This is a genomic window from Azospirillum aestuarii, from assembly GCF_016632405.1.
Lineage (GTDB): Bacteria > Pseudomonadota > Alphaproteobacteria > Azospirillales > Azospirillaceae > Azospirillum > Azospirillum aestuarii.
In genome coordinates this window covers 1-12,082 of record NZ_JAEPIV010000027.1, presented here as the reverse complement: position 1 = coordinate 12,082, position 12,082 = coordinate 1, and the positions used below count along the sequence as shown (strand labels likewise).

Genomic DNA, 12,082 nt, shown 5'->3' with positions numbered 1-12,082 from the left:
CGGCCCGTCTCCGGCGGCGGAACCCTCCGCAAGGCGCTTGTCCTTCAATCCCCTCTCCCCTCTGGGGAGAAGGCTATGATGGGCTGGGCCTACAGCTCCGCGTTCAGGCCCGACGCCGACAGCTCGACCGGGCGCACCGCGTGGCCGGAAGGGGCGTAGAGGCCGTCGCTGGCCGCCTTCTCCAGCGCCACCAGAAGACTGCGGTTGATCGACAGCACGGCCTTGCGCATGGCGACCAGCCCCGCCGCGTTGTCGTTGATGGCGCGGTCCAGCCGCTCCACCCGCTCAAGGATCATCGCGCGCAGGTCGTCGTTCAGCCGCAGCGTGCCCGACTGCGCCTGGGTCATGATGCCGCCCAGACGGTCGGCCATCGCCTGCTTGCGCCGGGCGTAGCCCTCCAGCCCCTCCAGATCGCCGGCGGCGAGCGCCGCCGTCTCCTCGTCCAGCAGGACGCTAAGTTCCGCCACCGTGTCGAGGAACTCCGTCATCACCACGGCGGTCGGCCCGTCGGCCAGCGCTGGGATCTCGGGCTCCGGCGTGGCGATGGGGGCGGCGTCCGCCTCCGGCTTGGCGTCGGGGGCGAATTCGCGGATCAGGTCCTTGAAACGGCGGCTCATCCCTTGGTTCCTTCGCTTGTCTGGCCGTAGAGGCGGGCCACGTCGGCCTCGACCATGCGGCCGATGCCCAGCGTGCCGGCCTCGGCGATGGCCTTGCCGTACTCCTGGAGCATGAAGCTGCGCCACGTCCGCTCGCCCTGGCCGCCGCCAAAGGCGCTGCCGGTCTCCACACCGGCGAACATGGATTCCAGCATCTGCCCGACCATCAGCGCCTCGAACTCCTGCCCGGCCTTTTCGGCGGCACGGTTTGGGGTGGCGGATTTCGCGGTGGGGGCGGTCATGGAAAGGGAGGAGATGTCCATCGCTTTGTCGTCCAGCCCGAGTTGTCAGATGATTTCCAGGTCGGCGTGCAGGGCGCCCGCCGCCTTGATCGCCTGGAGGATGGCGACCATGTCGCGCGGCCCGACGCCCAGCGCGTTCAACCCGTTGACGAGCTGCTGCAGGCTGACGTTGCCGCCGATGGTGACGAACTGGCGCCCGTTGCCCTCCTGCACCTGCACGTCGGTGCGCGGCACCACCACCGTCTGCCCGTCGGAGAAGGGCTGCGGCTGCGATACCTGCGGCGTCTCCACGACGCGGACGGTCAGATTGCCCTGGGTGATGGCGACGCGGCTGATGCGCACGTCGTCGCCGATGACCACGGTGCCGCTGCGCTCGTCCACCACCACACGGGCGATACCGTCCGGGCGCACGGTGAGCTGCTCGATGTCGCCGATCAGCCGGGCGACCGCGCCGGTGTAGCGGGGCGGGATGCGCACATCGACGGTGGTCGCGTCCAGCACATGGACGGCGCTGCTGCCCAGCCGCACCGCCACCGCGTCGGCGATGCGGTTGGCGGTGGTGAAGTCGGGGTTGCGCAGCGCCATGCGGACCGCGGTCGTCTCGTCCAGCGCGAATTTCAGTTCCCGTTCCACGATGGCGCCGTTGGCGATGCGGGCGCTCGTCGGCACGCCCTTGGTCACGTTGGCGGCCACCCCACCGGCGGAGAAGCCGCTGACCGACAGCGACCCCTGGGCCACGGCGTAGGCCTGCCCGTCGGCGCCCAGCAGCGGCGTAACCAGCAGCGTGCCGCCGAGCAGGCTGGTGGCGTCGCCCAGCGCCGACACGGTGATGTCGATGGTCGTTCCCTGGCGGGCGAAGGGCGGCAGCGAGGCCGTGACCATCACCGCCGCGGCGTTGCGGGTGCGCAGCACCTCGTCGCGGGTGTTGATGCCCAGCCGCTCCAGCATGCCCTTCAGGCTCTGCTCGGTGAAGGGCGTGTTGATCAGCCGGTCGCCGGAGCCGTTCAGCCCGACCACGAGGCCGTAGCCGATGAGCTGGTTGCGGCGCACCCCGTCGAAGGTGACGAGATCCTTCACCCGCGTCTGGGCCAGCCCATCGCCCGCCATGGCGGCGGCGCCCAGCAGGCAGGCCGCGGCCAGCGCTGCCACGCGGAGGGCTCGGCGGATCGGACCATGCTTCATCAGACCGTCTTTCATCGTCCCGCAGGCAGGCCGTGCCGTCCTACAGGTAATTGGCGAGGCTCATCCGGGCGATGCGGGCGGTGGCCGCCGCTGTCGCCTCGATCTGCACCTCGAGCTGGTTCATGCGCAGGCTGGCCTCCGCCGGATCGACGCTTTCCATCGCGTCGAGCTGGTCGTTGAGGATGCGCAGCTGCGTGGTGTTCATCGCCGCGATGTCGTCGAGCTGCGCGCGGTGGATGCCCAGCTGCGCCGTGGCGTCGCGCACCCCTTCGATGCCGCCCGACACCTTGGCGACCGCGGCCTCCATGTAGGGCTTGTAGGCGTCCAGCGGCAGCTGGCTGGTGTCGACGCTGGCCAGCATGTAGAGGCCCTGGAGCAGGTCCCGCATGGCCGGGTCGTTGCCCTGGATGCCGTAGGGAATCTCGGTCGAGCGATCGAGCCGGGCGCTGAGGCGCGGCGCGGTCGAGGGCGCGCCCAGATAGAACCCACCCTCGAAGCCGAGAGGCGCGGCCGACGGTGCGGCGAACAGGCCGTCCAGAGCCGCCACGGCGGCGGCGGTCTCGGCCGGGGTCTGCGGCGACGAGGTGCCCCCGGTGGCCGCGGCGATGGTGTCCTGCACGATCTGGATGGGGGAGGGCAGGCCGGACTCGTCGCCCTGCACGGCGCGCATGGGGGCGGCCTTCACCTCCACCCCGCCGAACAGGTAACCGTTGCCGGAGGAGGCGTTGAGCATCCCCACCACCTGCTCCAGCATGGCGCGCGCCCGCACCTGGAGCGAGCTGCCGGTGGGCGAGGGCTGGCCCAGCCCGACCGAGGCGGCGGCCAGAACGTCCTGCCCCGCGGACAGGATGTTGGTCAGCGCGCTGTCCATGGTGCCCAGCCGCCCCTGCAGCAGGGCGGTTGATTTCAGGGTCTGGTCGGTCTCATCATACAGGTTGCGCAGCGCGATGGCCTGCCCGGTGCGCGCACCCAGCGCCTTGGCGACGTCGAAATGCTTGCCGCTGGCGATCTCGTCGTTGTTGCGCAGCCGTTCGAGCTGAAGCTCGGTGTTGGCGGTCTGGAGGCGTTTGCTGAGGCCGAGGGTGGAGACGGCGTTGTAGAGCATGGCGTCAGTTCCGGATCTGGAGCAGCGTGTCGAGCATCCGCCCGGCGGCCTGGAGCACCTGGGCGCTGGCGCCGTAGCTCTGCTCGATCAGCAGCAGCTTCTGCATTTCGTCGTCGACGTTCACGCCGTCGCGGTTGAGACGCGCTGATTGCAGCGCGTCGGCGCTGATCTTGCGGGTCTTCATCTCGGACTCGGCGGTGGTGCGGTAGCCCTGCTGGGTGGAGACCATGCCGGTGGCGTAGTCGCCCAGCGTGGCCGAGGAGGGCAGGTCCGCCGCGGCGAAGCTGCGGGTGGCGGAGAAGGCGTTCAGGAAGCGGTCGATCTGCGTGGTGTCGCCGGACGGCAGCGGAGCGCCCGCCTGGACGCCGCTCTGCACCATCCAGGGGTTGCTTCGCACGCTGCCGTTGACGGCGATGCGCGAGGCCAGACCTTCCGTCGCGCCGTAGGCGGCGCCGGCGTCGGTGAACAGGCCGGGCTGGGTGGGGTCGGCCTCCGCCGCCTGGAACTGCCGGACGATGCCCGCCGCCAGTTCGTCGAGCTGGGCCAGCGCCCGCGGCATGTCCTGGTGGGCGGTCTGGACATAGCCCATGATGCGCCCGCTCTGGATGTCCTGGTCCGGGTTGTCGGAGATGATCTTGCCGCCGGCCACCAGATCGCCGCCGACGAGCTGAAGCGGCTGGGCGCCCGCCGGCAGCTCGCGGTCGAGCAGCGTCTGGCCGTTGCGGGTCATCACCACGACCTCGCCGCTTTCGCGGGTGTGGGTGCGGATGCCGATCTCGTTCGACACCTGGTCGAGCAGCCGGTCGCGCTCGTCCATCAGGTCGCCGGTCTCGGCGCCCTTGGCCTTCTGGGTGGCGATGGCGCCGTTCAGCTCCCCGATGCGGACGAGCGAGCGGTTGACCTCGTCGACGGAGGACTGGAGCCGCGCCTTGGCGTCGTTCTGCACGGTGATCGCCGCGGTGGCGGTGTCGTGCAGGCGGCGCACCAGCGATTCCGCGGAGTCCACCACGGCGGAGCGCGCCGCCTCGTTGTCCGCCTGGTTGCGGAGCTGGCTGAAGGACTGCTGGAGCTTGGCCAGCGCGGTGGAGACGGACCGCTCGTCCTGCGGCTGGCCCAGCGCCGTGGCGTAGTCGGCCAACGCCGAGGCGCGGGTTTCCTGCGCGCTGTAGCGGCTCTGCTCGAACCGGGCGTCGCGGATCAGGAACTCGTCCACGCTGCGCAGCACGCCGTCGACGCGCACGCCCTGGCTGCGCCCGCCGCTGATCGCGGTGGAGACGGCCAGATCCTTGCGGACGAAGCCCGCGGTGGTGGCGTTGGTGATGTTGTGCGACACCAGCGCGGCTTGCTGCTGGGTCGCGCGCAGCCCGGACAGGGCGGCGCTGAGGGCCAGTTGGAGGCTCATGGCGGGCTATCCCCTTTCCCGTCCGTCAGCGCTTCAGACGGGTGGTCTCGTCCACCATCTCGTCGGCGGTGCGCACCAGCGTGGCGTTGGAGGAATAGGCGCGCTGCGTCTCGATCAGCGACACCAGCTCCTCCGCGATGTCCACGTTCGACTGCTCCAGCGCGTAGCCGGCGACCGAGCCGGCGGTGCCGCTGTTGCCGTTGCTCAGCGTCATCGTGCCGCTGTCGATGCCCAGCGTGTAGGTGTTGCCGTCCTGGGGGACCAGCCCGCCGGGGTTGACCACGTCGGCGACCGGCACCTGATAGAGCGGCTGGCGGGCGCCGTTGTCGTAGACGGCCCACAGCGTCCCCGCCTTGTCGACGTCCACGGTGCTGACGCGGCCCGCGCGCGCGCCGTCGCCCATGAACTGCGGCACGTAATCGCCGTTGAGCTGCGTCAGGTTGCCGACGGTGACGTTGACGGTGTCCGGCGTCGGGTTGGCCGGCGAGGTCAGCGTGATCTGCGGCAGGGCGCCCGCCGGCAGGCCGGCGTTGGCGCCCGTGGTGTCGAAGGTGACGGTGTTGGTGGACAGCGTCGCGGTGTAGCCGGCGGGCGGCGTGACCGACAGCGTCCATTCGTTCGGGTTGGCCGTCTTCGTCCAGGTCATCGTGACGTCGAGCGGGTTGCCGAGACCGTCGTAGAGCGAGGTGGAGGTGTCGAAGCTGGTGCCGTTCGTGGCCTGCGCCGGCAGGTTGCCGGCGAAGCTCATCTGCGTCGTCTTGCTGCCGCCATAGGCCAGCCCGGCGATGGAGACGGCGCTCAGCCCGTCGAAGCTGCTGCGGTTCACCGCGGGCAGGCTGCCGTCCGGTCCCAGCTTCCAGGCCTGGAGATACTGGCCGGCGCTGTTGCGCAGGAAGCCCTGGTCGTCGGGCAGGAAGCTGCCGGCGCGGGTCAGCGCGTAGCCGGGCGAGGTTCCGGTGTTGCCGGCGTTGTCGGCGACGACGAAGAAGCCGCGCCCCTCGATGGCCATGTCGGTGGCGGACTGGGTGCCCTGGATGGTCCCGTCCTTCAACACCTGATAATGCACGTTGGAGCGCACGCCGCCCGCGGCGTAGTTGCTCGTGGCACCGGAGGAGGTCATCAGCGTCGAGAAGTCGACCGCGGCGCGCTTGTAGCCGATGGTGGCGGAGTTGCTGATGTTGTCCGAAATGGCGGCCATCCGCGAGCTTTGCGCGGACATGCCGCTCACACCGGACCGCATGGCGCTGAACAGGCTCATCGGGAGATCCTCATCCTAAATCGGTTGGGCCGGAAGCGAGCCACGGGATTCTCCGCGATGGACTTCGAAAGGGAGAGTACAGGGCGGCTTTTAAAGCGGATTTAAAGAGCGTTTCCAGGCGTTTACTTAAAATTTTCCGCTCTTTTGCGGCGGCCGTCCGTTGGGCCGGCGGCCGGGCACGCCTCTCTTTCCCAAAGGAGAAGGGTGAAAGCGAAATGCGATTGCGGGGGCGGCGAACGGATGCCGCATTGCGCGGATCGACAAATCCGGTCACTGTTGGACCGGTTGTCCTCCATGCATCGAGTGTCCAGAGTGAGCGAAGAGCAAAAGCAGCAGGTTACGGCGGTCGTCAAATGGTACAAGGCCGACAAGGGCTTCGGCTTCGTCCGCTTCGCCGACGGAAGCGGTGAGGCGTTTCTGCATTCCCGGGTTCTCGCCTCGCTGGGCGAGGTGTCGCTGACCGAAGGCACCGGCCTCGTCTGCGACATCGCCGAAACCCCGAAGGGGCCGCAGGTCGTGGCCATCCATTCCATCACCCCCGCCGACCCGGCGGAGGCCAAGCCGGCCCGCGCGCCGAAGCAGCGCCGGCAGCGCCAGCTGGAGGCCGGCGATCCCCAGGCCGTCCGCCCGGCCCCGGCCGCCGTTCGCGAACCCAAGCCGCGGCGCGCCGAGCGGGCTGCCCCGGCCCTGATGCCGGTGCCCACAGGCGAGATGATCTACGGAACCGTGCGCTGGTACAATCTGGACAGCCAATCCGGCCTGATCGACCCGTGGGACGACGAGACGGGCATCGGCGTCTATTTCGACCGGGCGATCCTGCGCCAGTCCGGGCTGGAAGTGGTGGCCGACGGCGAGGACGTGCGTTTCGTCGCCGTGCCGAGCGACGGCGGCCCGACCGCGCTGCGCGTCGAACTGGTCTGAGCCAACGGGAATCAGTCGCCGCCGGGTTGTCCGCCCAGCAGCGACTGATTCAAACCGGGACCCCGGCTGACGCCGTCAGCGGGAGGGCCGTCAGCGGGGGGTAAAGGACCGCGAGGGGCGGCGCTCCACGACGACCGGCGGGCGCTGGTCCATGCCGCCGGAGGAGCGGGACGGGTAGTGGCCGCGGGATTCGGAGGATTCGATCCGTCCGGCGGCCTCGCGCACCTCGAAAATGCGGCGTTCGACCGGCAGGCTCTCCGCCAGGACGATGACGGTGTTGAGCGAGATCCGGTCGATCGCCGGCTCCAGCCGGTCGGCGCGCAGCCGGCCCGCCTGCACATGTTCCTCCACCTCGGCTTCCGAGCACTTCAGCCAGGCCGCCGCCTCGGCGATGGAGAGTGACTGGTCGCGCATCGAAGAAGCTCCAAGACTGGGGTGGGGACAGGAAACCGGGTTGCCAATAGGGGTGTACCCGATTTCCGCGCCGAACAACAGGGTGGCGAATGGGCGCCCCGTCACAAGACGCGCGGGAACCGCCTCTTTTTACTCCTTCGTGACGCTCCGGCAGCGCTGCTGGAGCAGGGCGACGGCCTGGGCGGCCTCGTCGCCCTGCAGCGTGAAGGCCCGCTCGTCCAGCAGCCGCCCGTCGGCGTTGAAGGCGCGGACGAACAGGCCGTGCGCGGTGCTGGTCACCACCACGTCCACCACGGCGTCCGCCGTCTCGTCGCTCGCCACGTCGATGAAGGAGGCGAGTTCCGCCAGCTCGCCGTTGTCCGTCCAATCGGCCTCGGCGATCAGGTCGAGAAGGTCGTTCAGCCCGCCGGCCGGCTCGCAGCGCTGGACGCGCGGGTCGGCTCCCTGGATGGCCGCCGTGAAGCGGGTCAGCGCCTCGCGGATGCGGGTTTCCTCCGCGGGGTCGAGTTCGGGTTCGCCGTCCTCGCCGACGCGGGCCAGACCGAGGAAATCGGGAACCGCGTCCTCGCCGGCGGCCTCGACGGCCTCCGCCTGCTCCTCGATCAGGCCGACGACGCCGACCAGCCGGGTGCCGGCGTCCGCCGGATCGGCCAGCAGATCGCCGTCCCGGACGAAGCTCAGCGCCGCGTCTGTCGACTCCAGCATGCGCAACAGCAGGGTGCGGCGGTCGGCGGCCTCCAGATAGACCAGCGCTTCCGGCTCCAGCCAGACCGGCAGCAGACGGGTGTCGGCGGCGGTTTCCAGCAGGCCGGTGGAATCCAGCGCCTCTTCGATGGTCTCCACGGCGGGCGGCTGCGACAGGTCGCCGGACACCTCGACCGCCAGCCAGAAGAGAGTGGCGATCATGTCGTCGCCCTGGGAGTCGGTGCGGCGGACGGACTCGGCGATGGTTTCCACCTCGTCGAGGAATTCCGGCTGCTCTTCCTCGCGCAGTTTGCCCAGCGCGGCTTCCAGGACCGCTTGGCGACCCGCGTCCAGCGTCTCGTCGAGCAATTCGTCGAAGCGGCGGTCGCTGTTGCGCCAATAGCGGACCAGGCGGTCCGCCGGCGTGCCCGCGAACGTTCCGGACGCCGGCTTGCCCGCGCCGTTCCGCCCGTTGCCTGTCTTTGCCATGCTGCCTCTCCTGACTGGCCCGCCGGTGCCGTTGGGCGCGGGGGCGACGATATGGGCAGTGACCGTAGTGGCCGGAGGGCGCGCTGGCAAGCCGCCTGTCAAGCCGCCTGTCAAGCCGCCTGTCAAGCCGTTGTCTTCCGCTTTCAGGCCACTCGACAGCGGCGCCCGTCCTGCGGCAGGCTGATGTCCGCAACCATAACCGGAGCCCATGCCCGTGACGACGCGCGATGAGACTGAGATTCTGCTGGCGGAGCTTCGTCAGGGCTTCGGCGTGGCCTCGAACAGTGAGCTTCTTCACCTGCTGGCCGCGCTGGGGCGGGTCGTGCTGGACGAATCCAGCCGCGACGAGCGTGGTCGCCGCGTGCTGAAGATCGTCGGCAAGGGCGGGCGCGAACGCCAGATCGTGATTTCGGAGTAAAGGAGGAACGCCCTTCCCCGCGCACCGCCGCGGGGAAGGGCGTCTTCATCAGCTCGCGCGGACGCGCTGGAGGAAGCCGGACAGCTCGCGGTTGAGCGCGTTGGCGCCGTCGGCGAGGTCGTGGGCCTTGTCGAGGAGGGTGCGGGCGGCGGTGCCGCTGCGGTCGGCGGCGGCGTTGACGCCGGCGATGGTCTGCGTCACCTCGGTGGTGCCCAGCGCCGCCTGATGGACATTGCGGGCGATCTCCTTGGTGGCGGCGCTCTGCTGCTCCACCGCCGCGGCGACGGTGGCGCCGATGGTGCCGACGCGGGTGACTACCTGGACGACCGCCTGGATCTCCTGCACGGCCTCGCCGGTCGCGCTCTGGATGCCGGCGGCCTGGGCGGCGATCTCGCCGGTGGCGCGGGCGGTCTGGGCGGCCAGCGCCTTCACCTCGTTGGCGACGACGGCGAAGCCCTTGCCGGCCTCGCCGGCGCGCGCCGCCTCGATCGTGGCGTTCAGCGCCAGCAGGTTGGTCTGGCTGGCGATGTCGTTGATGAGATCGACCACACGCCCGATGCTTTGCACGGAGTCCGCCAGGCCGCCGATCTGCCCGTTGGCGCGCTCGGCCAGCGTCATCGCCTCGCGGACGATGTTGGTGGACTCGGTGATCTGGCGGGTGATCTCCTCGATGGAGCTGGTGAGCTGCTCCGACGCGGCGGCGACCGTCTCCACGTTGGCCGAGGTCTGCTCGGTCGCGGCGGCGACGCTGGTGGCGAGGCGGTTGGTCTCCTCCGCCGTGGCCGACATGCTGCGGGCGCTTTCCTCCATTTCGGTGGATTCCGCCACGAAGCGGCTGACCACGCTGCCGACCGCCCCCTCGAAGCTGCTGGCGATCTCTTCCAGGGAGCGCTTGCGGTCCTCCTCGGCGCGGCGGGCGGATTCGATCTGCTCGGCCTCCAGCCGGCGCTTGGCGAGGGCGTTCTCGCGGAAGACCTCCACCGTGCGGGCCATGGCGGAGATCTCGTCGCGGCCGCCGGACGGAACCGTCACGTCGAGATCGCCGGCGGCGATCCGCTCCATCCCGCCCTGGAGGATGAGCAGGCGGCGCACCACCATGCGGCGCACGAAGACCAGGGCGACCAGCGCGGACAGCAGCAGGCTGACCACGCCGACTCCGATCTGAAGGATCGTGCCGTTGGACAGGGCCTTCTCGCTGACCTCGGCGGCGGTGGTGATGGCGCCCTCCTGCGTGTGCACGAGGTTCACGACGGCCATGGACAGCGTTTCGGACAGGCTGAGGTTGTTGGTCAGCAGGTCCCGCTGCGCCTTCAGGATCTCCAGCTCGGCCAGACGGGTGGGAAGCAGCCCGTTCGGCTCGATCGAGAGGGTTTCGATCGCCTTCAGCGGTTCGGCCATCGCCTCGCGCGAGGCGTCGGGCAGCTGTCCGGCGTTGGCGGTCATCGTGGTCACGAGGATGCGCGTCTGCGCCTCGATGATCGACAGCCGGTTTTCGTCGAAGCTGGCGGCGGCTTCGGTCAGCAGGCCGCGGACGGTGCTGGCGCCGTCGTCGATGCCGCGGACGATGGCGAGCTGTTCCTCGGTTTTGAGATACTCCTCGCCGGCCTGCAGCCGCTCCTCCGCCGGGCGGGTGTCGTCCCGGAAGGCGGCGCGCTGCATGTCCACCCCGCTGCCGTGGATCGACTTCCAGGGCGCCACGAGCTGCGACAGGCGCCGCGTGGCGATGGTCACCTGCTCCAGCAGCGCGTCGCGGCGGTCGCTCAGCCCGATCCGCTTGTCCGCCGCCTGATCGAGCAGCGTGACGTTGGCGAGCAGGGCCTGGGCGGCGCTGCTGGCGGCGGCGGTTTCGGACTGTCCGCCGGCGTGGGACGCGGCGTTGGCGCTGCTCTGTTCCAACTCGGCCAGATCGCGCAGTTCGCGCTCGAAGTCGTGCCGCTCCATGGCGATGCGCGCCGCCAGATCCGCCTTCTCCTCCTTGCTGGAGACGGAGCGGAAGGCGGGGGCCAGCGCGTCGATGCGGCCCGCGTGCTGGGCCGCCCGCAGGGCGCCGAGCGCGGACGGTACGGCCTCCGCGGTGATGACCTGGAGCGTCCGGCCGAAGCCGGCGTATCCGGTCAGCGCCACCCCGACGGCGACAAGCGTGCAGCACATCACGGCGCCGACACCGGTGAACAGGCGCCCCTGAACGCCCCCCAGCCGGCTTGGGCGCACCGCCTTATCCTGGGCAATCTCTAACGGTTTGGACATGTCATCCCTTCCCCAACGGCGGTCTTGCTTCTCTTGGCGCCGCCGCTCGCCGTCCGCGGCAGGCCTTGTCCTCACTTCCCGTCAGCCGAGCCAGGCCGTGTGGGCCAGAACCTCGTTCGAGCCCCGCCAGACCATGTCGAGCGCAACATAAGTGATGATCGCAAGACCGATCCAACCAATCCAGCGATGTTTGTGCAGAACACGTGCAATTACGTTCGCGGCGGCACCCATCAACGCCACCGAGAGCAGCAGGCCGAGCACAAGCACGGTCGGATGCTCCTTGGCAGCACCGGCCACGGCCAGCACATTGTCAAGCGACATCGACACATCGGCCACCACGATCTGCCAGACGGCGGCGCCCACGGCCGCCGTCCCCACGGCGGCGACCGCCGTGTTGTCGTTGATGGAGGCGGTTCCGGGCAGGACGTCGGGGGCGTCGAGAGCCTCCTCCGGCGTGATCTCCTCCGCCCCGCCGGTGCGCAGTTCGCGGAACATCTTCCAGCAGACCCAGAGCAACAGCACGCCGCCGGCCAGCGTCAGGCCGATGATGGCGAGAAGCTGCGTGGTCATCAGCGCGAAGATGATGCGCAGGACGATCGCGGCGCTGATGCCCCACATGATGACCTTGCGTCGCTGCTCCTGGGGAACGGCGGCGGCGGCCATGCCGACCACGATGGCGTTGTCGCCGGCCAGCACCAGATCGATGGCCACCACCTGCCCGAAGGCGACGAGTTGCGGCCAGAGTTCGGCGGTCAGCATGATTGGTCTCCATTGCAGCGGGGCGCCCGGTGATTGGGGCGCCCCGCGGTATCCTTTGTGTGCGGTGAGGGCGCCCGGTCAGCGCATGAGGAGATGGGGCAGCCAGAGGGAGAAGGTCGGGACGTAGGTGACGAGGAGGAGGGTGACGAAGAGGGCGCCGTAGAAGGGTGTGATGGAGCGCATGACCTCGCCGACGGAGACCTCGCCGATGGCGCAGCCGATGAACTGGGTGGTGCCGACCGGCGGGGTGTTGAGGCCGAGCGCGCAGTTGATCAGCATGACGATGCCGAACTGCACCGGGTCCA

At 69.8% G+C, this 12,082-nt stretch carries 13 protein-coding genes; 2 read left to right on the top strand and 11 right to left on the bottom strand.

The window, feature by feature from the left end; genetic code table 11:
• Positions 1-89: 89 nt before the first annotated feature.
• The 6 genes from JJL56_RS27255 to JJL56_RS27230 are packed head-to-tail and all read right to left on the bottom strand — an operon-like array spanning position 90 to position 5,845.
• The gene (locus JJL56_RS27255) at positions 90-617 is read right to left on the bottom strand and encodes a flagellar protein FlgN (RefSeq protein ID WP_145626142.1); all 528 of its coding nucleotides are present in this window, start codon (positions 615-617) and stop codon (positions 90-92) included.
• Positions 614-898, bottom strand: coding sequence for a rod-binding protein (locus JJL56_RS27250; RefSeq protein WP_247891287.1), 285 nt, complete (start codon positions 896-898; stop codon positions 614-616). Before JJL56_RS27250 ends, JJL56_RS27255 begins: the two co-directional genes overlap by 4 nt.
• A gap of 45 nt (positions 899-943) precedes the next feature.
• Positions 944-2,080 (bottom strand): flagellar basal body P-ring protein FlgI, encoded by a 1,137-nt coding sequence (locus JJL56_RS27245; protein ID WP_145626140.1) that lies wholly within the window; start codon positions 2,078-2,080, stop codon positions 944-946.
• A 40-nt stretch (positions 2,081-2,120) separates the two neighbouring features.
• Complete coding sequence (locus JJL56_RS27240; protein WP_200486992.1) at positions 2,121-3,185, bottom strand: flagellin; 1,065 nt, start codon at positions 3,183-3,185, stop codon at positions 2,121-2,123.
• A 4-nt stretch (positions 3,186-3,189) separates the two neighbouring features.
• A complete protein-coding gene (gene flgK, locus JJL56_RS27235) occupies positions 3,190-4,587 on the bottom strand; it encodes a flagellar hook-associated protein FlgK (protein WP_200486991.1) in 1,398 nt (465 codons plus the stop codon).
• A gap of 25 nt (positions 4,588-4,612) precedes the next feature.
• Positions 4,613-5,845, bottom strand: a complete 1,233-nt coding sequence (locus JJL56_RS27230; RefSeq protein WP_145626137.1) for a flagellar hook protein FlgE — start codon at positions 5,843-5,845, stop codon at positions 4,613-4,615.
• A 312-nt stretch (positions 5,846-6,157) separates the two neighbouring features.
• Here JJL56_RS27230 and JJL56_RS27225 point away from each other — a divergent pair, with 312 nt between their 5' ends.
• Positions 6,158-6,766: a cold shock domain-containing protein gene (locus JJL56_RS27225; protein ID WP_145626136.1), complete on the top strand. Its 609-nt coding sequence runs from the start codon at positions 6,158-6,160 to the stop codon at positions 6,764-6,766.
• A 90-nt stretch (positions 6,767-6,856) separates the two neighbouring features.
• On the opposite strand, the gene JJL56_RS27220 is transcribed toward JJL56_RS27225, so the two are convergent.
• Both JJL56_RS27220 and JJL56_RS27215 read right to left on the bottom strand, forming a co-directional pair.
• Complete coding sequence (locus JJL56_RS27220; RefSeq protein WP_145626135.1) at positions 6,857-7,180, bottom strand: hypothetical protein; 324 nt, start codon at positions 7,178-7,180, stop codon at positions 6,857-6,859.
• 129 nt (positions 7,181-7,309) lie between these two features.
• On the bottom strand, positions 7,310-8,353 hold the full coding sequence (locus JJL56_RS27215; protein WP_200486990.1) for a hypothetical protein: 1,044 nt from the start codon (positions 8,351-8,353) through the stop codon (positions 7,310-7,312).
• Positions 8,354-8,567: 214 nt separating this feature from the next.
• Here JJL56_RS27215 and JJL56_RS27210 point away from each other — a divergent pair, with 214 nt between their 5' ends.
• Entirely contained in the window at positions 8,568-8,771 is a 204-nt protein-coding gene (locus JJL56_RS27210; RefSeq protein ID WP_145626133.1) for a hypothetical protein, read from the top strand.
• 48 nt (positions 8,772-8,819) lie between these two features.
• Here the strand turns inward: JJL56_RS27210 and JJL56_RS27205 are convergent, their stop codons facing one another.
• The 3 genes from JJL56_RS27205 to JJL56_RS27195 all read right to left on the bottom strand — a co-directional run.
• Entirely contained in the window at positions 8,820-11,018 is a 2,199-nt protein-coding gene (locus JJL56_RS27205; RefSeq protein ID WP_247891286.1) for a methyl-accepting chemotaxis protein, read from the bottom strand.
• A gap of 81 nt (positions 11,019-11,099) precedes the next feature.
• Positions 11,100-11,777, bottom strand: coding sequence for a TerC family protein (locus JJL56_RS27200; protein ID WP_145626132.1), 678 nt, complete (start codon positions 11,775-11,777; stop codon positions 11,100-11,102).
• A 78-nt stretch (positions 11,778-11,855) separates the two neighbouring features.
• Positions 11,856-12,082, bottom strand: a 227-nt coding sequence (locus tag JJL56_RS27195) for a TRAP transporter large permease subunit (protein WP_200485806.1), incomplete at its 5' end; no start/stop codon positions are given.